The 21126-nt window shown below is 67.3% G+C and carries 21 protein-coding genes and 3 pseudogenes; 13 read left to right on the top strand and 11 right to left on the bottom strand.

Features of this window, described 5'->3' with window-relative positions:
- Positions 1-43: 43 nt before the first annotated feature.
- Positions 44-403: a type IV toxin-antitoxin system AbiEi family antitoxin domain-containing protein gene (locus tag STRBO_RS0124565; protein ID WP_005477063.1), complete on the bottom strand. Its 360-nt coding sequence runs from the start codon at positions 401-403 to the stop codon at positions 44-46.
- A 39-nt stretch (positions 404-442) separates the two neighbouring features.
- Positions 443-1296, bottom strand: a pseudogene (locus STRBO_RS43030) (IS5 family transposase).
- 165 nt (positions 1297-1461) lie between these two features.
- On the opposite strand from STRBO_RS43030, the gene STRBO_RS0124550 reads away from it, so the two are divergent.
- The 3 genes from STRBO_RS0124550 (at position 1462) to STRBO_RS0124540 (ending at position 3906) form a co-directional block, all read left to right on the top strand.
- Positions 1462-2814: a HEPN/Toprim-associated domain-containing protein gene (locus tag STRBO_RS0124550; protein WP_005477060.1), complete on the top strand. Its 1353-nt coding sequence runs from the start codon at positions 1462-1464 to the stop codon at positions 2812-2814.
- Between the two features lie 115 nt (positions 2815-2929).
- Complete coding sequence (locus tag STRBO_RS0124545) at positions 2930-3499, top strand: hypothetical protein (RefSeq protein ID WP_005477059.1); 570 nt, start codon at positions 2930-2932, stop codon at positions 3497-3499.
- Complete coding sequence (locus STRBO_RS0124540) at positions 3496-3906, top strand: hypothetical protein (protein WP_005477058.1); 411 nt, start codon at positions 3496-3498, stop codon at positions 3904-3906. Before STRBO_RS0124545 ends, STRBO_RS0124540 begins: the two co-directional genes overlap by 4 nt.
- A gap of 174 nt (positions 3907-4080) precedes the next feature.
- Here STRBO_RS0124540 and STRBO_RS45695 read toward each other — a convergent pair whose 3' ends face one another.
- The 4 genes from STRBO_RS45695 to STRBO_RS0124515 all read right to left on the bottom strand — a co-directional run bounded on the left by STRBO_RS45695 (position 4081) and on the right by STRBO_RS0124515 (position 8132).
- A complete protein-coding gene (locus STRBO_RS45695) occupies positions 4081-5001 on the bottom strand; it encodes an HD domain-containing protein (RefSeq protein ID WP_005477056.1) in 921 nt (306 codons plus the stop codon).
- A 275-nt stretch (positions 5002-5276) separates the two neighbouring features.
- The gene (locus STRBO_RS0124525) at positions 5277-5930 is read right to left on the bottom strand and encodes a hypothetical protein (RefSeq protein WP_237547419.1); all 654 of its coding nucleotides are present in this window, start codon (positions 5928-5930) and stop codon (positions 5277-5279) included.
- Positions 5927-6925, bottom strand: coding sequence for a nucleotidyltransferase family protein (locus tag STRBO_RS0124520; protein WP_005477052.1), 999 nt, complete (start codon positions 6923-6925; stop codon positions 5927-5929). Before STRBO_RS0124520 ends, STRBO_RS0124525 begins: the two co-directional genes overlap by 4 nt.
- A gap of 19 nt (positions 6926-6944) precedes the next feature.
- On the bottom strand, positions 6945-8132 hold the full coding sequence (locus STRBO_RS0124515) for a nucleoid-associated protein (protein ID WP_005477051.1): 1188 nt from the start codon (positions 8130-8132) through the stop codon (positions 6945-6947).
- A gap of 530 nt (positions 8133-8662) precedes the next feature.
- Between STRBO_RS0124515 and STRBO_RS40490 the strand changes: the two genes are divergently transcribed.
- Both STRBO_RS40490 and STRBO_RS40485 read left to right on the top strand, forming a co-directional pair.
- Positions 8663-9259 carry an RNA polymerase sigma factor gene (locus STRBO_RS40490; RefSeq protein WP_020114960.1) on the top strand — a complete coding sequence of 199 codons (597 nt, stop codon included), beginning with the start codon at positions 8663-8665 and terminating at the stop codon, positions 9257-9259.
- A gap of 244 nt (positions 9260-9503) precedes the next feature.
- Positions 9504-9692: a hypothetical protein gene (locus STRBO_RS40485; RefSeq protein ID WP_020114959.1), complete on the top strand. Its 189-nt coding sequence runs from the start codon at positions 9504-9506 to the stop codon at positions 9690-9692.
- Between the two features lie 1263 nt (positions 9693-10955).
- Here STRBO_RS40485 and STRBO_RS0124500 read toward each other — a convergent pair.
- Entirely contained in the window at positions 10956-11234 is a 279-nt protein-coding gene (locus STRBO_RS0124500; protein WP_202499142.1) for a helicase associated domain-containing protein, read from the bottom strand.
- A 47-nt stretch (positions 11235-11281) separates the two neighbouring features.
- Between STRBO_RS0124500 and STRBO_RS0124495 the strand changes: the two genes are divergently transcribed.
- Positions 11282-11827, top strand: a complete 546-nt coding sequence (locus STRBO_RS0124495; RefSeq protein WP_020114957.1) for a hypothetical protein — start codon at positions 11282-11284, stop codon at positions 11825-11827.
- On the opposite strand, the gene STRBO_RS0124490 is transcribed toward STRBO_RS0124495, so the two are convergent.
- The 3 genes and pseudogenes from STRBO_RS0124490 to STRBO_RS0124475 form a co-directional block, all read right to left on the bottom strand.
- Positions 11775-12695, bottom strand: coding sequence for an IS5 family transposase (locus STRBO_RS0124490; RefSeq protein WP_237547417.1), 921 nt, complete (start codon positions 12693-12695; stop codon positions 11775-11777). The two genes, STRBO_RS0124495 and STRBO_RS0124490, sit on opposite strands and share 53 nt — an antisense overlap.
- Before the next feature lie 152 nt (positions 12696-12847).
- A protein-coding gene (locus STRBO_RS42090; RefSeq protein ID WP_425336042.1) for an IS5 family transposase occupies positions 12848-13638 on the bottom strand; the annotation gives its coding sequence in 2 pieces (ribosomal slippage) (positions 12848-13308 and positions 13308-13638; 792 coding nt in all).
- Between the two features lie 250 nt (positions 13639-13888).
- Positions 13889-14134: pseudogene (locus STRBO_RS0124475) on the bottom strand (PucR family transcriptional regulator); the annotation flags it as partial.
- Between the two features lie 397 nt (positions 14135-14531).
- Between STRBO_RS0124475 and STRBO_RS0124470 the strand changes: the two are divergent.
- Positions 14532-15203 (top strand): replication-relaxation family protein, encoded by a 672-nt coding sequence (locus STRBO_RS0124470; protein WP_005477042.1) that lies wholly within the window; start codon positions 14532-14534, stop codon positions 15201-15203.
- Between the two features lie 231 nt (positions 15204-15434).
- Positions 15435-15959: a hypothetical protein gene (locus STRBO_RS0124465; protein WP_005477041.1), complete on the top strand. Its 525-nt coding sequence runs from the start codon at positions 15435-15437 to the stop codon at positions 15957-15959.
- Between the two features lie 334 nt (positions 15960-16293).
- Here STRBO_RS0124465 and STRBO_RS44940 read toward each other — a convergent pair whose 3' ends face one another.
- Positions 16294-16497, bottom strand: a complete 204-nt coding sequence (locus tag STRBO_RS44940) for a hypothetical protein (protein WP_005477040.1) — start codon at positions 16495-16497, stop codon at positions 16294-16296.
- Here STRBO_RS44940 and STRBO_RS0124455 point away from each other — a divergent pair.
- From STRBO_RS0124455 to STRBO_RS45505, 5 genes and pseudogenes are all read left to right on the top strand, one after another.
- Positions 16496-16906: an HNH endonuclease family protein gene (locus tag STRBO_RS0124455; RefSeq protein ID WP_005477039.1), complete on the top strand. Its 411-nt coding sequence runs from the start codon at positions 16496-16498 to the stop codon at positions 16904-16906. The two genes, STRBO_RS44940 and STRBO_RS0124455, sit on opposite strands and share 2 nt — an antisense overlap.
- A gap of 625 nt (positions 16907-17531) precedes the next feature.
- Positions 17532-17882 carry a hypothetical protein gene (locus STRBO_RS0124445; RefSeq protein ID WP_158690954.1) on the top strand — a complete coding sequence of 117 codons (351 nt, stop codon included), beginning with the start codon at positions 17532-17534 and terminating at the stop codon, positions 17880-17882.
- Between the two features lie 87 nt (positions 17883-17969).
- A pseudogene (locus tag STRBO_RS44935) lies at positions 17970-19380 on the top strand (IS701 family transposase).
- A 391-nt stretch (positions 19381-19771) separates the two neighbouring features.
- A complete protein-coding gene (locus STRBO_RS43510; protein ID WP_005477034.1) occupies positions 19772-20209 on the top strand; it encodes a relaxase domain-containing protein in 438 nt (145 codons plus the stop codon).
- Positions 20206-21111 (top strand): hypothetical protein, encoded by a 906-nt coding sequence (locus tag STRBO_RS45505; protein WP_005477033.1) that lies wholly within the window; start codon positions 20206-20208, stop codon positions 21109-21111. The genes STRBO_RS43510 and STRBO_RS45505 overlap by 4 nt, the downstream gene beginning before the upstream one ends.
- Positions 21112-21126: the final 15 nt, after the last annotated feature.

The raw sequence follows: 21126 nt of genomic DNA, 5'->3' as shown, positions 1-21126 counted from the left end.
CGGACCGTGTCCGATTTGCCCCTGACTCCCTTCTCAGAGGGCGTTAAGTCCGTTTCTGATAGCGGCCGCGTCCAGGTTGTTCGAGGAGTCCTTGGCGGACGAGTCGTCCCAGGCGGGAGCGGGTGACGTTGATCGAGGGCTCGTCGGTGGGCAGGCCGAGGTGTTCGTGCAGATCGCGGACGCGGAACACCTTCCCGGGGTGCTCGTTGAACGTGGTCACGATGCGCTGGTAGACGGTGTTGGTGGCGGTCTCCGCGGGGGCCGTTGCCTGGTCGGGAGAGGTGAGGCCGTCAATGACCTTGCGGGTGGCGGCGAGCTCGGCCAGGCGGGCCTCGGTCTCGGCGAGGGCGGTGGTGAGCCGCTCGATCTGCTCGCAGGCTGTCGGCTCGTAGGGCGGTCTCATCGTGTTCGGTCTCCAGCAGCCGCAGGAGTTCGCAGACGTTCACGCGGCCAGCTCCACGTCGTCCCGCCAGGTGGGGGCAGGGGTGGTGAGGCGGCGGAGCATGCCGGCGGTGGAGGCCCAGTAGACGCGGGAGGCCGCGTTGTCGGGTCGGTGATCGTAGCCGCGGGCGAGGCGCCGGTGCAGCATGAGGGTGCCGTTGACCTGCTCGACCACCCACCGCTTCGGCTGCGGGACGAAGCCCTTGCCTTCGTCGTCGGGGTTGCGTCGGACCACCTCGACGGTGATGTCCTTCACCGCCCCGTGGATGATCACGACGTCCTTGAAACCCTGGTCGACCAGGACTTTTTCCAGGCGCATCCCGCATCGCTCGGCCGCCTGGTCCAGCAGAGCGATGCCGGCCTCGTTGTCGTGCGCGCTCGCGGCCAGGACCACCACACCGATGATCAGGCCCAGCACGTCGACGGCGAGTCCACGCTTCCTGCCGGGCGTCTTCTTGTTCGCGTCCAGTCCCGTCGTCTCCTTCGGCACCCCGGCGCCACGCGGACGGACTGGGTGTCGATGATCACCAGGGACGGGTCCTCTAATCGTCTGGACCGCTCCCGTACCTGGCAGCGCAGGATCTCCTGGATCCGCTGGTCAAGGCCGTCCTGGCGCCACAGGGTGAAGTAGTAGAACACCGCCGACCAGGCCGGGAGGTCGTGGGGCAGGAGCCGCCACTGACAGCCCGTCCGGTTCTGGTAAAGCAGCGCGTTCACAACCTCGCGCAGGTCGCAGGAACCTGGGGCCCCGGTCGCCGACCGCGCCACCCGCTCCTGCTTCCACGCGGTGACCAGCGGCTCGATCAACGCCCACTGCTCGTCGGACAAGTCCGTTGTGTACGGCATCCGTTCCATGCCCGCGACTCCATCATGCACACGACATGACGCGAGGGCGGAACCACCCCATCACCCACGAACGGGCGACACCACATCATCAGGAACGGGACTTAACGCCCTCTGAAAGATCAGCGTTTGAAACTATGAGCACCGAATGAACCTGCACACGGATCGGAGAGGCGCGTGGGGGACTACTGGCACCTCCTGTTGGGTGACCGGCAGATCAGGAGCGGGAAGAATGAGACGCCCGCCAAGCTGATGACTGTCTTCCGTGAGGAAGACAAGTACCAACATGCCGAGTGGGCTCGGCGCACGGACGAGGTCAATGCAGGCGGGGAGGCGGGGTGGGACTGGTTCGAGGAAGAGAACGTCGACCAACGTGAGCGCTTCGGTTACCGCACTACGGTCCAGACGGCGATCACGCGCCTCAAGCTGATGGGCTTCGATTCCGAGCGCTGCCGCCAGGAAATGATCAAGGAGCTCGAGGAGCTTCACGTGGACGACCCACTCGAGGAGCTTAGCCAGGACGACCTAGAGGATGGTCTTCTGCTGCTGAGCCGTCCCCAACGGCGGGCGGGCAGTCAGGAGAACTGCTACCGGGTCTCCGCCGAAGAGGTCATCAGCACTGGGGTTGCGACCTACCTGAAGCGGGCGGAGGCGCCCGACTGGGAGTGGTCAAAGTACGACGAGCACCCGGATCTGACCGAGCTGGAAAAGCTTTGCCTTTCGGATCTGGACTACTTCACCGAGGATCCTGAAGTCGATCCGAGGCCGCTCCTAGCGCTGATCCTGGCTTCCCAAGATCCTCAAGCCGTCCTGCAGCTCGACCTGAGCGATCTCCTTGACGCTGGCTACTTTGAGAGCAGTGAGGCGGTCTCGACCGAGGCTCTCCAGCAGCTGCGAGACGAGATGGCAAGCAGTGGGCCCATCATCGTCATCACCGAAGGGAAGTACGACTCCCGCGTCCTGGGCCGGGCGCTACGTCTCGTCAGGCCTGATATCGCCAGCTACTTCACCTTCTGGGACCTCGAGGAAACCAAGGCCGCCGGCGGGACAGACCGCGTGGTCGCCAACCTCAGGAGCTTCGCAGCCGCCGGTGTGATGAACCGTGTCGTCGCCCTCGTCGACAACGATGCGGCCGGACGGGCAGCACTGAAGACTCTGGCCAACCCTGTTCTCCCCAAGACCTATGTCGCTCGCAATCTGCCCGATCTGGACTACGCCCGCGCCTACCCAACCCGCGGACCTTCGGGCCCCAGTCTGGATGACATCAACGGCCGAGCATGCTCCGTCGAGTTCTACTTCGGCCTGGACTGCCTCATCGGCCCCGACGGAAATCCCGTCCCCATCCAGTGGACATCACTGAACAAATCGGTGAACACGTGGCAGGGAGAGTTGCAGAACAAGCGCTACGTCGAAGAGAGGATCGATGCTCTGCTTGACGCCGCGGAAGCTGGCCAGGTGCAGCTGGACGAGCGCTGGGATCCCCTTCGAGAGATCGCGCAGATCCTCATCGATGCTGCCCAGAGCCGATAGCACTTCCGGCACTCGCAGCGGTCAACGGTCAGCTCCAAACCATAGCCACAACCTGGCCTGGCACATCGCCCGCCGCCCCGGCGGACTGATCGCGCTCGCGATTCAGTACGGGCACATGCGCACCATCCTGGATGTACGCACCTCCAGCGGCTACGGCTCCCGCAGCCGAGGCGGCATCCACAGCGAGCTCGACATCGAGACCGCTCTCGCCGTAGCTGACACCGCCGCCCGTCTGCGCGACCGCCTCGCCGACGGGGAGAAGGTCTCCGGCCCCGGCGCCCGGCGGGCCCTCACCGCTGCTGCCCAGACCCCTCGCTTCGAGGGATGCATCGTCCCTGGGACGTTCGCGAGGAAGGCCGCCAAGTTCCTCGCCCGGGACGGCGTGGTGCTCTATGACAACCCAGACGCGTTCTTGATCTGCGCTTTCAAACACGACACCGCCCTCTGCGAACCCGAGCCCGGCGCGACAGCCCCGCGGCAGTACGACTGCCGGCCCGGCTGCGGCAACACCGTCCGCACCGACACTCATGCCCACCAGCTGCGGGAGCGCGCCAGCGAGATCGATCAACTCGCCGCCCACGCCCCTGGCCCGGTCGGCAAGCGGCTACGAACCAACGCCGACAAACTCCGCAGGACGGCCGACACTCACGACGCGACCGCCCAGACCGCCGAGGCACCGGCATGAACCACCAGCACCAGGACGAGCGCTTCCGCATCCGTGAGGCGATGGACCGGCTCCTGGCCGGACAGGCCACCACCTCGAACGGCAGTCTCACCGTCGTTGCCCTTGCCGTTGAGGCCGGCGTCCACCGCATGGCCCTCCAAAGGCGGCATGCCGATCTGAAGAATGAGTTTTACGAGCGCGTCCGCAACGAGACGCAACAGATTCCGGAAACTGAAAGGCGACTACGGGAAACCGTCACCAAACTCCGGAAGACCCTCGCCAACAAAGAAGCCGAGCTCGAAGAACTTCGCCAGCGGGTAACTCTGTTGACTCTCGCCGGCGCTGTTCTCACCCAGAAGAAGGACCCAACTCCCGAGCCCCCTCCGGCCCCGGACAACGTCGTCCCCTTCCGCCCATCGAGTTGCTGACCGCTCGACTCGCAGAGCCGCCCCCGTCGCCCTGACGCTGGCGGCTCTGCTGCGTCTCGGGCTGTAGGTTCCGCGATTGAGTGTCCAATCGTGCGGCGTTGAGCTGGTGTTTCGTTCGAGTCCGCGTTGGTTGTCGTCGACGTCCGTCCGCAGAGTCGTGTCCAATCCTCGTGATCAACCGTTCGTGCCGGGGTCGACCCAGTCGAGCGCGGATCTGAGGAGAGCATGGAGTTCTTGGTCGGTTTGGAGGTCTCGGTGCTCAGGACGGTTGTCCCCACTCCCGAGGTCCACGTAGTCGAGTTCGGCTTCGCCGCTGCTCCAGACAGTGATCTGGATGACCCGGTTCCCGGCCTCGACGGTCAGCCATGCGCTGTTCTTGAGCCGGCCGTCTTCTGGGGAGTGCCGTAGTTCGGCGGTGATCCCACGCGCGCAGACGACCGCGTCGTTCTCGGCGAACCATGTCGTGAGCGCGTCCGGGAAGTTAGGCAGTCGCTGGCCGTTCCCGGCTGTGGGGTAGGACATCTGGAAGGCGAGGCGTTCATCGGCCTGGTCACCGATGCGAGCGAGCACGCTGTCCAGGTCGAGAAACTCCTCCCAGACCGACCTTCCGCTCGCCTCCGCGAGTCTGGCGACGACGAGATCTTCGAGTTCGGGGACCCGCTTGTTCTTCCAGATCTTGTCGGCCAGGCTGACCAGGAGGTCTTCCATCCCGGCCTCATCGGCGGTCCAGGCGGCGTGTGTTCCGGCGAAGCGAGCCATGACGGAATCGATGCCTCGGGTTATAAGCAGCTCACGGCCGGCTTCTTCGTGCTGTGCGCCGGGAGCGGACAACTCGGCGGGGTGCTGCACCTTGCCGATGTCGTGGGTGGCGGCTCCGAAGAGAACGGCCTGCGGGTTGATGCCCAGATCGAGGTCGCGTGCAGCGATCCATTCGAGGAGTTGCCCTGCAACGTCGTGGACTGCTCGCAGATGGGCGACCAGGCGTGGCGGAGCGTCAAGGTCGTGAAGCAGTTCGGCTGCTTCGATTGGCAGTGGACGCAGCGGGGGCTGGCCGGTGTCCTGGAGGGCGATCGACAGTATTCGCGAGGTCGTCACCGCGACAGGGTAGCCGTCGCACCCATGGGTGGTTTGGTCAGCGAGGACGGGAGGTGGTCGCTCCCCGCCATCTGGTGACTGTTCCCGGGAGCCGGTCCGCGGGTGATCACCGTGGCCGGGCGACTGTGCTGGTGAGTAGTCGCCGTCCTTGTCCGTGTTGTGGTCATCTCGTCTTCGATGCTGAGGAGGGTGGCCTGGCTGGGACGACGAGCATCGCGTGGCAGGCCGGCGAGGGCCGTCTGCCGCATCCGTTCGGTTGCCGGCCAGCTGTGACGTCAGTTCGGAGTGCCGGAGGTACCGGCACCGGGTTGCGGTTGTACCGGGCCTTGGTTGGGGAGAGCGGGGCTGGGACCCAGCAGGGCTGTCTGTTCCGCGAGTTTGCTGTAGCTGATGGCGGTGAGCATGTGCCAGGAGCGGTAGAAGCCGAAGGCGATGAGCAGACCGAGGACGGTGATGGCGCCCATGACGAGCGGGCGGCGATCGAAGGAGTAGCGCAGGAGCGCCAGGTCCGAGGTGAGGATCAAAGCAGCGGTGTTGAACGCCCAGCCGCGGCAGATCCGGGTACGGGAGCGTGCGTAGTCGGCTTGGGCGGAGAGGGAGGGGATCTCCGCAAGCCGCAGACGCGCTCGTGCGTAGGAAGCTTCCGTGGGGAAGGACGCGGTGCGCAGTCGGCGGTCGATCGGCATGAAGGTGGTGTCGGCGACCCGGTCGGTGAGGACCCCCAGCGCGTAGGCGGCGGCCAGAGCTGCTCCGGCAACCAGCGTGGAGTCTGTCGCAGGCGCGAGTTTCGCTGTGGTGGCGGGGCCGATGAGGGCGATCAGTAGCAGGGTTCCGGCGGACAGGGTACCGATGCCGACCACGAGGACCTCGATGAACATAGCGGTGGCGGCGGCCAGAGTCGGCGGCTGAGGCGGTGCAGGGCTGCTCATAAGGCTGTTCCCCAGGCATCGGCCAAGTCGTTCAGCCATGCCTCGGACAGCTCGCTCTGCTCCCACGCCTCGAGAATGCCAAAGCGCGCGTTGGTCAGCCGTTCGAAAATGATCAGACTTTCTGGCTGGCTCGTCAGAAGGTAGCGGCCGTGCTCGATGGCGTGGACGCTGGTGGGCCCGTAGTCGGTGTAGATCCGTTCGAGGCGGTCGTGGAAGCGTTCGGCGAACTCGGCGAGTCGCTCGCCGTAGGCGGTCTCGTCGTCGATGGCGTCGGCGAGCACCTCGACGACCTCGTAGGACAGATCCCGGCTGTAGGGGTGGTGGGTGAAGGTCTGGTAGATCTGCTCGGCGAGATCGAGTAGGTGGCTGCCGCGGACAAGCTGGGGGTGTTTCGACATGGCCTTCGCCCCCCGTTCGACTTCGAGATCGTAGAGCTCGACCAGAGCAATAAGACGGTACAGCGAACGGCTGACATCGGCAGGAGGGGCGACACCGGGTTTATAGAGGAACTTGTGCGACATCCGCGCCCACAAGTCGACGGCCTCGGTCCGTAGTTGGATCTCGCACTCGTACGGTTTGCCGTCCGGGTCTGTTTCCCCGCCGGCCATGACCGCCTGGATGTGCAGGCGGGGATAACTCAGACGGTCCTCGTTCCCGGCGACGTGCCGGTCGTCCTCCACGTCGATGATCTCGAGGCAGTCGGTGATCACCTTCTTGAGGGGATCCAGAAGCCCGGAGTGCTGCACGACGACACGGACGCCCGCTTTGTCGGTGATCTCGGTCCAGGGGTCGGTGTAGCCCTTACGGTCGATCTTCTTCTCGAAGCTGCTGAGCTCTTTGGCTCGCCAGCTCACTGCACAGGCGAGCTCTTCACGGGCGGCGGCGCGCGCGATGTGATCAGCGGTCGCCTTGGCTGCCTGTCCGATCAGCTCCTGCTGCTCCTTGAAGCGCTGCAGCGCTTGGTCCGGCGTCAGGGCCATCGCGGGCCGCCGCATGACCTGAGGGACGTGGAGATCATGCCTGCGCCGCTGGCGTTTCGCCGTCCGCAGGGCGCTGCTCGGTCTGTGACCGGGCTGCGGGAATCGAGGCACCGTCAGCGCCGGAGGAGTCGGGCGTCGTCGCCGCCTTGCCCTCCTCTTTGGTCTGGGCGCGGCGCCCCGTCCCGGCGAAGCTGCTGGTCTTGGTGACGGTGCCAGGCATAGTGACGAGAATCCGGCCGTCTCCCAGGTCCTGGAGCTCGATGCTTCCGTCCTGCACGGCCTCCACCGGTGCCACCAGGAAAGCGCCGCTAGACAGCTCCACCCTCATCCTCTGCAGACGGTTGCCGACCAGCTCGATGTCCTTGTCGAAGACACGAACAGGGACGTCGTTCTCCTCGAGGAACTCGGCGAAGTCGTCGCGGTGCGCGGAGCGGACGTGCTCTTTGATGAACGCTGTCGGATCCAGCGTGGATGCGGTGCTCTGCAGCTCGACCATGACCGCCATGACGTAGTCCATGCGCACGTCCGGATCCGTGATGCGGCTGTTGACCCACTCCATGGCCGTGTCGTGGAAGCGACGGGTAAGCTCTCGCGGATCGTTTTTGTGCCGACAGCCGAGGAACTTCTCCAGGAAGAACCTGGCCACGGCCTTGCCCGACATCTGCGCGTCAGCGGCCCACCCCTCCAGCTTCTCCTCCGCGGCTCCCTGCTGGGAGAACAGGGCTACCTTGTAGACCTTGGATCGCTCGGTGAAGAGCAGGTTCGCGAAGTACTGCACGTCGAAGGTGCGCAGGCCGTCGGTGACGATCGAGTTGGCCTGCATACCGGTTTCCTGCTCGAGTTTGACCATCAGCAGCGCCGGCTGGTCGCCGAGCCGAGCGGTGGCGACGAGGAGCAGTCCCGCGGGGCTGGACGCGGTCTGATTGTCACGCAGCAGGTGGGCGATCTCACCTGAGACGCTGACGAGATCCTGCTTGTCGTTCAGGAACGCGCGGACAGCGGCGGGGAGCCCGGCTTCGATCTCGGGTTCCTCCACGACCTCGCGCGCCAGACGGTCGAGAACGGTGCGAAGTCTTGCTTGCAGTTGCGTCCGTACCGTGTTGTCGAGCTGGCACACAGTCTGGCTGAGTTCGATAGGGGCGAGTTCTTCTCCACGGATGCGCTTGGGCACTACGTGGACGATGGCCTGCTCGACCACAAGATCACCGAACTCGGTCCGCACTTCTCACCTCTAGCCTCTCCGCCCGCGTCCATCTGGTGGGGCGCTGGGTTGAACCTCACGCGCGGGTGACAGGGAGGGCAGAAAGCGGTGCACTACGCCCCCTCGGTGCCGCTTGGTACACACCGTAGCGCTCTTCGTGACGGAGCGTGTAATAGATGCAGATGCCATGACAATGGGCAGCGAGTGGTCCAACCTCCATCAGTTCTCACCCAGTTGTCGCCGCTGACGCGTCCCGGTGTGTTCGCCCCGGGCGGCGAACACCGCCGACCGTGCGATGAGGCTCTTCCGTTGTGGGGTGTGATCATCTCGCGCAGGGCCGACTGGCGTGGACCCCTTCGTCCCCTGCGAGCTGGGCGGCGGGCACGCCGCGCCGCGGTGCCCGGACGTTGTCGTCTCTCCAGGTCGCGACTCCTTCCCTGCGCCTTCGAACCTTCCTTCGCCCTGCCCCGCAAAAATTGGGCGCATCCCCGTGCAACATTCCGGCCCTCCTGGCGTGGACCTAGGTAGCGACCCGAAGAAATGGAGTTGCAATGGCCGCATTCCACAAGCCGGAAGACGACGACCAGAACGGAGGTGACCCACAGAAGGGGGCCAGCCCAAAGCCGCTGCGGTTGACCCCAGAGCAGATCCCGCACGCTACGGCGCTAGTCAAGGAGTGCTACGAGCCGATCTGCCGAATGCTGTTGAGGGCAACCCGAGACCTCCCCACCGCGGAGGACCTTACCCAGGAGACCCTCTACCGCATGTGCCGGCAGATCGCGAGGGGCCACGTCTTCACCGGCCGCCCGATCGCCTACGCGATGAAGATCGCCACGCACCTCATGATCGACCAGATTCGCAAGAACAAGAAGATGGTCGAGATGCCCCTGGAGGGGGTTGGCGATGCCTCATCGGCGTGGCTGACGGGGCGCGGCGAGATGGACCCCACGGCCGCCACGGTGCGCTTCATCGAGCTGCTCCACGAAGTCCAGAAGGCTATTGGAAACGACGCCGAATACACGGTATGGGCCTGCCGGGTCCTGCTGGGCATGAGCGGCGTCGAGGTCGCGGAGCTTCTCGACGTGAGCGCGGCCACCGTGTCGCGCCGCTACCAATCAGCCGTCCGGAAGGCTGGCGGCCTCAAGTGAGCCAACGGTCAGTAGGCATCGTCTAGAGCCTGCCTCTGAGGTGCGGAAGCCAATCACTCGGGCCGCCGCTTCCGTACCTCGGGGACGGGACCTAGCCAGGTCTCGGCAGCAGGGGCGAAGAGCCCCCATCACAGAGAGGCAGACAGCATCGCACCACCGCATAACGAGGGTGTGGGCCGAGCGCTGCAACGCTCGGCCCACACCCTCGCCTCCGGTCAAATCCATGCGAAAGGAACAGCACTCTATGTTCGATGACATCCCAGAGCCCCTGCCAAACAGCCCGCATCAGCGGATGCTCGACTTCCTGGCGGAGAGCGACGCTGCCATCGCCCACTTCGTGTCGGACGGCCCCGACCCGGACACGGTGATCAACCGGATCAGCCGTGCCCTGGAGAACGAGGACACCCTGCACCTCATCGGACAGGACAGGTAACCGGTGGACCATCACCAGCGAAGTCGTAACGACCTTGCGGTCGTGTATGCATCGATCGGCATCGCCGCACAACTGGTCGCCGCAGTCAGCACCGGCCTTCGAGGAGGAGGAACGAGGGCACTCGTTCCGTTGAGGCCGGCGAACCTGTACTGCCCTGCGACGCACGTACGACCGGCAAGTCCCTGCAACAGCCGCAGCGCATGGCACCAGGCCATGGGCGCGTCCTCGAACACGACAGAAGGAGGTGCTAGTCCTCGCAGGCCGACGGCCGTCATGGCCGGCGCCGACCCGTGGTTGCAACGCCACGGCAACAGGCGCTTTGTCGACGCCAGAAACTGCAGCCTGACTGCCAGGTACGCCAGGCTGCAACCAGGTGAGCACGGACGAAGTCCGCTGCCACCAGGGGTGTTTCAGTGCCTGCTTAGGCATCCACAAAACGACGTCCTCAGCCCACGCAAGGATGCAACGGCATCCAGGCGAGAGCCGGCACCAACACCAGTGGGACACATCGCGCAGTAGGCGAGTGGACCACTCAACCACCTAGTCCCTGAGCCGTCCGTAAGGCTCTAACGCGGGGCAGGGGCATCGGATCTATGCCCCTGCCCCGCACCAAGGAGAAAAACCATGACACCGACGACAAACGACCAACGCCGAACCAGAAGCGACCCCCGGGCCGGGACATGCAAAACGCTCGATTGAGCAAGTGCGTCTCCCGGCTACCGCGCCGTCGTACGGAGGATGGCGGACACGGACGCACCCCACACGGCGCCCGGCGTATCGGGCTCGATCGGCGCAGGCCCACAAGCCCGGAAGAACGCACGCCGACTCGTGGCGCGCTCGCCGTCCTGCGGAGTAAGAAACGTCCGCGACTCCGCCTGCGCCCGCCGTGCGACCTCGCGAGCAAGGCCCTACCGACCCCTGCGGCGCACTCGGCTGACAACCCTCACGACCGTTGCCCACGTCCACTCGACTCCGAGGTCGGCGAGTGCGGTGCTCTCCAGGAGCAGGCTTTCTGATCACCGAGCGAGGGCCTGATCTGGGGTTACCGGTTTGCAGTGTGGTGGAGTTGAGGGTGCTTGGTCGTTTTGGGGGTGGGGCCGGGTTCTGGTGTCGCGGTCTGAGGTGGGGGTTCGTCAGTTTGCGGCCGGGTGATCAGGTTGGGTCGTCCGCGGTGATCAGTGATCAGGCTCCGTGATTGTTGGTGTGGCTGCGTGAGCGGTCATGGCTGTTCTGCCGGGCGCCCCTGACCTTGCAGGCGTGCTGTCAGCCGCGCTCGGGCTGCTCTACGGCCCAGGTGTAGCCCAGCTCAGCGAAGGCTGCTCGCTGCTCCGTATCCAGACGGTCGCGCCTGGCCTTCTGGTTACTCAGAAACACCCCCAGCCTGATCGCCGAACTGTCCGGCAACTCTTCGATGTGCGCCCTTCCAACGACGGTTCTGCCTTCCCGCTGGATGTACTGGGCGAGGGCCGCGAGGCCGCGTTGGAATGCTGAGAAGCCGTATCTCAACCGAACTGGATCGTGTGATTCCTGCTGGTCAGGCATGGTTTCGCTCGGAGTGAGGGAAGTATGCGGCGTCTTGTGTCCGCTTGATGGTCGAGGGGTGCGCGGTGGCGTCGGTGCTGGGAATGTTGGAGGAGCGGGAGGCGGCTGCCCGGGTCCGGGTGGAAGGGCTGCGGGAGGAAGTCGCGCGGCTGACTGAGGTGTTGGAGGCCGCGGAGATCGAGCTGGACCGGCGGGTGATCGCGCGGGAGGAGCTGGTCGAGGCCCTGGCTGTCTCTGCGGCTGAGTCCACTGCCGTGACCGGGGCCGGGGCGGAGCGGGAACACGTGTCCTCTCCCGTGCCGGGCTCGATGGTGCCGCCCTGGCGGGACGGGTTGCCGGTGACGGTGCTGGCGCCGGACTATCAGCGGCTTCTGGGTGTGCTGGAGGAGGGGCGATCAGCGGGCAGAGGGCCGCTGAAGGCCAGGGAGATCGCGGTGGAGCTGGGCTTGGAGACAACGCCGGCGAAGGTCGAGGGGCTGCGCTCGAAGGCCAGGCGTCTGGCGGAGCGCGGGTGGCTGGTGCAGGAGTCGTCAGGGACGTTCAGCGCTGTCCGGCGGCCCGTGGCCTTGCCAGACGCCGGCCCATCCGCGTGATCATCGACCATCGGATCATCGCTTCGCTGGTAGCGGGCAGAGTTTCGTAATCCCTCGCCAGGCGGCGGGAGTTCATCAGCCATGCGAATGTGCGCTCTGCCACCCAGCGCCTGGGCAGCACCACGAATCCCTTCATGTCGTCGGTGCGCTTGACGATCTGCAGGGTGAGGGCGAGTTCCTGCCGGCACCAGTCGACGAGGTCGCCGGTGTAGCCGCCGTCGGCCCAGACAAGGGTGATGTCGCGGTGCAGGCGGCGCAGCCGCCTCAGCAGGCCCGCGGCGGCGTCCCGGTCGCCGATGTTCGCGGCGGTGACGCAGGCGACCAGGAGCAGGCCGAGGCAGTCGGTCACGATGTGCCGCTTGCGGCCCGGCACCTTCTTCCCGCCGTCGTAGCCGCGTGAGGCGGCCGGCACCGTCGCGGCGGCCCGTACCGACTGCGCGTCGATGATTCCGGCCGTGGGCTCGGCCTCACGGCCCTCGCGCTCACGCACCCGACCGCGCAGCCGGTCATGGAACTCGGTGATCAGCCCGTGCTCGCGCCAGCGGCGGAAGAAGGCGTAAACACGGCCCCAATCGGGGAAGTCCGCGGGCATAGCCCGCCAGGAGATCCCGCCCGCGACCAGATACCGGACCGCGTCCAACATCTGACGGTGGCAGTAGCCCTCGGGCTGTCCGCCCCGCCCCTGAAGCCATGCCGGCACCGGCAGCAACGGCCGGATGGCCGCCCACTCTGCGTCCGTCATGTCCGACGGATAGCGGCGGACCCGGTCCGGATGATCGGCCGCATTCCCGTACACGTGCGCGAGGCAATCACACGATCGGGAGCCGAAGTTGAGAACAGCGGGCGTAAGCGCGTACAACTGCGACAACAGGGCCTCCTGGTACTGCTCGGTTCGGTTCGCACCTCCGAGCTACCAAGGGGCCCTGCCTTCATGCGCCGACCGCCAGAAGATCACCCCGGCGAGAAACCTGTTCGACCTGCACGTTCCATGATCGGTTGAGATACGGCTTCTTAGAGGCCCTAACAAAGGCGTTGTACGTGGCGGTGGGTGATCAGGCAGGTGGCGAGGCCGAGGAAGGCTTCGTGGATGTCGTCGCGTCGTTCCCAGCGGATCCGCAGTCGGCGGAAGCCGTGCAGCCAGGCGATGGTGCGCTCGACCACGTAGCGGAAGATGCCCAGGCCGGAGCCGTGTGGCTGGCCTCGTTCGGCGATGACGGGACGGATGCCGCGCGCCCACAGCAGGCGCCGGTACTTGTCGTGGTCGTAGCCGCGGTCTGCGAGGAGCGCGTCGGGTCGGCGTCTGGGCCGGCCGACGACGCCGGCCACGGCCGGAACCTTGTCCAGCAGAGGCAGCAACTGCGTGACGTCGTTGCTGTTTCCACCGGTCAGCGAGACTGCGAGCGGAATGCCCTGTCCGTCGGTGAGGACGTGGTGCTTGCTGCCCGGCCGTGCGCGGTCGACCGGGCTGGGCCCGCTTTTGGGCCGCGCCGAGCTGCCCGGACGTGGGAGGAGTCGATCACCGCCCGCGACCAGTCGAGCTTCTTCGCGGCCCGCAGCTTCCTCAGCAGCACCACGTGCAGCTTTTCCCATACACCGGCCTCGTTCCACGCGGCCAGACGCCGCCAGCATGTCATCCCCGAACCGAAGCCCAGCTCCTGCGGCAGGTACTCCCACTGGATACCGGTGTGCAGCACGAACAGGATCCCGCACAACGCCTGCCGATCCGGCACCCGCGGCCTGCCCTCCACCAGCTTCGGACCCGGCCCGGGCAGCAACGGCTCGATGAGCGACCACAGTTCATCCGACACGATCCACGGCCGCGACTGACGTTTCCCCACGACCAGACCAACGACCACCCAACCCGAAAGTCACATGATCAACAACTTCTGTTAGGGCCTCTTACGCGAGGCCGCGCAGTTATATCGCCAAGCGGTGCCAGAACCTGTGACGTAGCCGTCCTGACGGGGATTCCCGGTGACCGAGGTCCCCTGGGAGAACGCTGCCCGTGCTTCGCGTGCGCCGGTGCGGGCTGATGGGGGAGCCGGATTGTGAGGACTGCGGTCAGCGCCGTCCACTCAGGATGATTTTCCAGACGCGTGTCGCCACCTGCAGATTGAGCCGAGTGTCCACATCCGCCAGGTCGCGGTCGCTGATCTCACGGATACGCTGCAGCCGGTAGCGCAGGGTGCTGCGGTGGACTGTCAGGGCGGCGGCCGCATCGTCGTAGTTGCCTCCGCAGTCGAAGTAGCGCGAGAGGGTTTCCACCAACTCTGTGTCATGCTCTGCGTCGTAGTCGATGAGCTGGCCCCGGCCACCGCGCCATTGGCGTGAGGAACCTTCTCATGACGTACAGCAGTGCCCGGCAGCCCGAACCCGAGCCGCGCCCCACCTGCTCAAGGCGTGCTGAGCATTCGTTCGGCGGCCCGGGAAGCAGTGCCGCGTCCAGTGCCGCGAACGATTCCAACGTAGTGCCCATCACTGCAGCTCACGCCGTCCGCCAGGGGGCCTCCCGGCACGCTGACACCTTTCTCCCTTCCCCTGAAGTGCCAGCGAAGGGGAAGAAATCCACTCCCACGGCCGGGAAGGTGCGGGCTGATGCGCTGCGGTTGCTGGGGTGCGTGCGGATAGCCACGGCCCGGCAGATGGCTCAGGTGATCACGGCGGAGGATCGGGACGGCTGGGGCTGGCGGAGACGAACGGCAAGGTGGGCAAGCATCAGATCTGGAACCTGACTCCGGCGGGGCAGAAGGCTCTGGCCGACGGCAACGAGCTGCCGCCCCGCCCGAAGGCCGGCACCGGCGTGAAGGCCGTGAAGGCTGGGCTCGGCCCGCACGGCGTCGCGGTGACCGACACGACCCTCGCCTACACCGCCACGTTCCCCGCCGGCGGCCGTGAGCATCTGACCGACTGGCAGGTGGAGGTGAACCACGCCATCAAGGAGACCGGCCTGAGCTTCAACACCGACGCCGTGCTCGCCGTGCCGACCCAGACCAGCGAGGTGCGCCTCTTCGAGCTCGACAACGGCACCATGTCCCAGGCCCGCCTCGCCAAGGAGGTCTGGGACTACGAGCGATACGCCGGGCACCGCGTCTGGGAGGGAGCCCGCGGCACCATCGGCCGCACGTTCCCGTTCTGGCAGTGCCACCGCTACACCCGCTCCCAGACCTTCCCGCGGCTGCACGTCGTTCTGGCGGGCAAGGAGGAGCACCTGCTCGACAACCGCCGCCAGGCCCTCACCACCGACGTGCACGGCATCGCCATCGCGGTCTGGGTGAACACCCTGCCCCGGCTGCAGCGCGGCGAGCCCTGGTACGAGATCGGCGTCGACGACCCGGACCAACGCCGCGAGCGCTACCCGGAGCCCATAGGCCGCTGAAGGGGCGGAGCAGGCCCGCCGGAGACGACGACGCTCCCTCACCCAACAGCCGTCGTCCGGAGCGGCAGCAGACCTGACCCGGGCACGCCCGAGACGCAACCGCGGGACCACGCTGCGGGACGGCTCCCGAAGTCGCCGCGCCACCCGGCGGGATGACGAGGGCCACGGCGCGTACCGCGCCCTGGCCACGGCGTACTCAGGTACTCCGATGTCATCAACCGGGAGGCAGCCATGAGGCTCAACAGGCAACAGGAGAAGGAATCGACGCGGGAGAACCATGACGGCTATCCGGGAGATCTGTGGTACGCGATGTCCCGTCTCCACGCAGCCCACCCCGAGCCGGTCGGCCGCAGCGTGCCGTTCGAGCGGCCGTCGGCGCTGCTGTCGTTCATGGAACCGGACGACATCGTCCTCGCGGCGCGGGTGGGACTGTCCGGGACAGAGACGCTGGGCCGCCTTCACGACCTGATCAATACGGTGACGCGCGGCCTCTCCGGGGACAGTCGGATCGGCGAGTCCGCTCTCGTGCCCGACATCGAGCTGGAGGTCACGGTCGGCAGGAGGCAGGAACTGGCGCTGCACACCGGCCACATCGCAGGCCTCACCAAGCTCCTGCGGGAATCCATCGGCACCCTCGGCATCAGCACTCCCGGCGCCCGCACACCCGTGGCCGGCCAGTGCTTCCACTGCGAGGGGACCGGGCATGCCCGCCCGCTGTGGGAGCGGTCGCGGACAGTCCCCATCGACCTCTCGTAGTTCCCGTACAGCGCGCTCGCAGTGGTGCTGAGCGGGGCGGCGGACCAGGCCAGTGCGGTAGTCGCCGGGCAGTCCGGTCAGGGTCGGACGCGCCCGGCGCCCGGGCCGCCCGTTGTCCGGACAGGGCCGGGACGTTGGTGTTCCCGCGTGCGCTCGGATCGCCCGCCATGTCCTCAGCCCAGGAGACCCCGGTGACCGCACAGGAGCCCAGCATCAATCCCGCTGTCAGTCGCGGAGGAGGGGACTGCCCGGCACCAGTGATTCCCGGATGCACGCTGTCGGGCTGGGGGCGCGCTCCGGGCACTGGTCCGAGGAACTCTGCTGCCGCTGACAATCAGCCCGCCCAGCCGATGTCACGGACCTCGATCGCACCGGCATGCGGCATGTACTGGATCCAGCAGCGCCGTCCGAACGCCTCCCGGATCTCCTCCACGGAGCCCGGGTCACGCACATCGGGCCAGACCCTCGGATCCATCCGCGCGACCTCCACGAGCGCCAGCACCTCCCGCCGGGCCCGGTCGTCCGGCAGCTGCGCCATGACCTCCACCGCGAGCTCCTCCACGAGCGGCTCCTGGCACTCGCCATACGACGACACCTCCTTCACCGTGGCCCGCGCCCTCGACATCGACCACCTCGTCCCCCTCGCCGAATCCTGGGACTCCGGCGCCTCCGGATGCCCCCCGGCCGAACGCCAGGCCTACGCCAACGACCTCGACGAACCCCGCGCTCTCATCGCTGTCTCCGCCACGTCCAACCGCTCCAAGTCCGACCAGGACCCCGCCACCTGGCAGCCGCCCGCCGCCGACTACCGCTGCACCTACGCCACCGACTGGACCGCCGTCAAAACCCGCTGGGGCCTCGTGATCGACCCGGCCGAACAGGCCGCACTCGCCGAAGTCCTCGACGGCTGCCCGAATACGGTCGTCGAGGTCACCCTCGCCCGCTGACCCCGCCGGCACGTGTCGTGATCTTTTGTGTCCGGGACGCGTTGCACGGGCATGGAACCGCAGAACGCCAGGCCCGTGGTGCAGCAGTACGCCGAAGAGATCGCCGACATGCCTGCCATCTCGCTGACATAGCCGGGCCGCAAAGCTGGAACACGCAGGCTACGGAGGATGTCCTGGAGGCGATCGACACCCTCGCCGGGGCGTTGTCCGTGCTCGGACCGGACACGGCCCACGCCCTGGCCCCCGTCCTCGCAGCCACCGCTGACGCGCGACGGCACCTCGGGCTTGCCAACGGCGAGGAGAGGACCACGGCCCAGGAGAGGGCCGCGCCTCGCACCACACGGCGGACCCGGCGACGCGGGCTCGGACCCGGCTCACCGGCATGCACATGGACCGGCTGAAGCCGGGCCACTCCCGCTGAAACAGGCGAGTCGGCGGCGCCGGGCGGGGCATGCGATGTGAGCGCTGATCGTGGCCGCCGTGCTGGTGTATGTGGTGTGGCTGGTGAGGGTCGGCTACCTCACTGGGCAGCAGCAGCTGGACGACGGGGACGCCGCCCCGGTGGCGAGCCGTGCCCGTATGTTCGAGCCTGATAGTGAAGTACTGCATCGACATGGAGGCAGCCATGACCATCAATCTTTGGGCCCTAGAGCTGAGGTGCATCGAGACCTCCAGGGGCGGCGGCGATGACGAGGCATACATGATGTTCAACGGTCAGGTGCTCTGGGGCCCCCAGGGCATGGAGGGAGGTTCCGTAGTAGACCTCAGCCATATCCACTACAACATCACCGACAGGGACGTCCAGGTCAGGCTGAGGGAAGAGGACACTTTCGAGGACGACGACCTCGGCTCCCAGGCGTTCAGCAAGCGGGATTATGACCCGTGGGACAATCAGGTGAGAACGACCAAGTTCGCTCTCAATGGGGCCAATTACGACTTCCGGTGGATTTTCGAAAGCGACTCGTGGAACCCCTAATTAAGTCCGGCGGTGGTGTGGGTTGACGACGGGTCGGGTTGGTCGTAGGCCGGTGATAGGGGCCAACTGCCTTGTTGGGGGCTGAAGATGACTCCTCGCCATCCGTGTCCGCCTGCGCCGGGGCCGCTGGAGGACTACGTGGCCCGGTTCGACGACCTCTTCTTCAGCCTGGCCCAGCGGCGGGGGTTTCGTGAGTATCTGACCGGGCTGCTGGCGCCGCGGGAGCGGAACAAAACGATCACCTGCCTGGCCGGGGCGGAGCCGGTGGCCGGTGCGGGGAAGCCAGGGGTGCAGCGGCTGCAGTTCTTCCTGTCCGAGTCGCCCTGGGAGGCCGAGCAGATCAACGACCGGCGGCTTGAACTGCTGCGCGAGGAGCCGGCGACGGCTCCGCACGACGGCGGGGTCATCGTGATCGACGACTCCGGGGACCGCAAGGACGGCCGAGCGACCGCGCACGTGGGCCGGCAGTGGCTGGGCCGGCTGGGCAAGACGGACAACGGCATCGTCACGGTGACCACGGTGTGGACCGACGGCCGCGTCTACTACCCGCTGCACGCGCACCCCTACACCCCCGCCCACCACTTCCCCCGCGGCCGGGCCGATCCGGCCTTCCGCACGAAACCACAGCTGTCCGCTGCCCTCGCGGCCCGGGGCAAGGAGGCGGGCTTCAGCTGCCGGGCCGTGGTCGCCGACTGTGCCTACTCCGTCAGTGACACCTGGTATCTCGCACTGCGCGAGGCCGGCCTGGCCTACGTCGTCGCGCTCAAGCCGCACCGCGGCACCTGGGCCCCGGCCGACCAGCCGCACACCCCCATCGAAGCGGCTCACGTCCTGACCTGGAAGGATGCAAGGCGTCCCGGCGACTGGACACCCGTTGAGCGTCACTTCCGCGACGGGCACAGTGAGACCTGGTGGGCCGCCGATGCCCGACTGGGCGGCTACGGCCCCGATTCATCCTGCCGTCTGGTCGTGGCCACCACCGACCCAGCCCGGCTGCCGGAGAAGGCCACCTGGTACCTGGCCACCAACCTGCCCCACCCGGACGCACCCCACGCCGCCGCCGGCCCGCATCCGCCGGCCGACCTCGCCGAGATCGTCCGCCTCTACGGCCTGCGCCCGTGGATCGAGCAGAGCTACAAACAGATCAAGGACGAACTCGGCTGGGCCGACTTCCAGGTCCGCTCCGACCGCGCCATCCGCCGCCACCAGACCCTGGTCAACTGCGCCTTCTCCTTCTGCTGGGACCAGTGGTTCGCCCCACCCGGACCCCTGGATGCCACCGCCCCGGACCCGTGCCCCGACGAGGGGCCAGAGAGGGGGACCAACCGGACACCACCAGCCCCAACAGCCCTGCTGGCCCAAGGCATTACGTTCGGTCCGCGCCTGGCTCACCCCTGCCACCACCCTGAACCGATGGTGGCGATCCTGGACGGACAGAGACCCACCCCCCGGACCTCCAGGCCCTGATCGACGCGGTCACCACCGGACACGGCATTGACCTCTACCGCCGAATTTAACGAACTACCAGTAACCCCCGAGCCCCGGTCGGCTGCGTCACATCCGACCGGGGCTCGGGCATAACCGGTCCGCAGACATGTGGGGAGCGGGATGTCAGCTGAGGTTGTCTACGACTCGTGTCGATGACCCACAGGGCATGGATGAGGGGGCCGGTCACCGACCGGCCCCCTCAACGCGCGTGTGCGCCTCGCGTCGCCTCGTTCTCTTTGCTGGGAGCGAGAGGGTCCGCGTATCCAGTGATGTTTTGTGGGCGTTGGGAGACGCCAAGACGCGCCGGGTCATCGAGCGGGCGCATGAGCGGGCTATCGCCAAGGCGCTGCGCTAGTTTGAGGATGAGGTCGCGGAGACCCGGTGGTCCTCGGGACGCGGGCGTGCGAGGACGCCGGCCTTGGTCGTTTGCGGCGTTCCGGCACTTCGACAACCGGGACGGATTCCCGCTCCTGCATGACCACTGCCTGGTCCTCAACCGCGTGCAGCGCCTGGACGAAGATGGTGAGCCGGTGTGGGGTGCCCTGGACACCGGCCGCCTCTACCGGCACGTCGTGGCGGCCGGGACGCTCTACACCCTCGCGATGACGACCGAGGTGTGTGAGGAGCTGGGGCTGGCGACGGTGCCCAGGGAGGTGACGCCCGGCCTGCGCCCGGTGATGGAGATAGCCGGTGTCGACTCCGAGCTCATCGACTGGTCGTCGACCCGCCGTCATACGCGGAGAAGCACGGGCGGCTGCCCGGCGAGCGCGCCCGCCAGGGCCTGGCCTGGTGGGCGGCGCAGGAGACCCGCCCCGAGAAGAAGACCCCGCGCCCGTTGAAGCAGCTGCTCGCATGGTGGAAGGCGTCCGCGCTCCTGAAGTTCGGCAAGCAGGTGGTCGACAGGCTCCTTCAGCGCTGCCGCACAGTGGGTGCGGCGATCCGGGCCCGGGTGGATCCGCACGTGGACGCCCTACTCGCCGCCGTCGACGTCGCCGCGGTCGTCTCCACCGTCCGCGGCAAGTTCGCCCGCCGCCATGTCCTGGCCGAAGCCCGCCGGCACCTGCTGGAGACCCTGCGCGGCCAGGAGTTCACGCGCGGCCTGGACGACTACATCGCCACTCGCGCCCTGTCCGACCACTGCCGTCAGTCCACCGTTCCCCAGCCCGGCCGCCGGGCCCCGGCCACCGACCAGCTCTTCTATAAAGCCGGCTTCGCCGAGCCCGACAGATGGTGGATCGTCGGCGCCGACGGCAAGCCGCCTCGCGAGTCGAGCCGGTACGAGCGGGCTCGGGTTGCCAGCCTCGCCGTGCAGAACGCAATCCGCGCCGCCCGTACCCCGCCCGCCGCCGCACGGGGCGACGCCCCGGCCGCCGGGCACACGGAAGACCACCACGATCAGGCGTCAGACCCGCCGCACGCCGTCGACCACCTGGGCCGGGACGCCATGCTTACCCCGGCGCAGCCGGCCGCCGCCGTCCAAGCCCATCAGCAGGCTGCGATGCCGCAGGAGTACCTGGAGGGCCGTACGACCGACCCGGCGACGTGGCTGCGCACACCGCAGAACCTGGAACGGCTCGCCGCCTTCACCCGCGCGGCCAAAGCCCGCCGCCGCGCCATCGAGGACCGAGAGGTCCCGCCCTCTGCCGCCGACCCGGTCGACCCAGTCGACCAGCGCCGCCAGGAGCACGAGCAGCAGCACCAGCAGCCCGGTCCCGGCCAAGGCCAGGGCCTCCAGCCGTGACCCGCCGAGGCCCGT

The organism is Streptomyces bottropensis ATCC 25435 (assembly GCF_000383595.1).
Classification (GTDB): Bacteria; Actinomycetota; Actinomycetes; order Streptomycetales; family Streptomycetaceae; genus Streptomyces; species Streptomyces bottropensis.
Note: the sequence above shows the minus strand (reverse complement) of the source record. Positions and strands in the feature narration are given on the sequence as shown.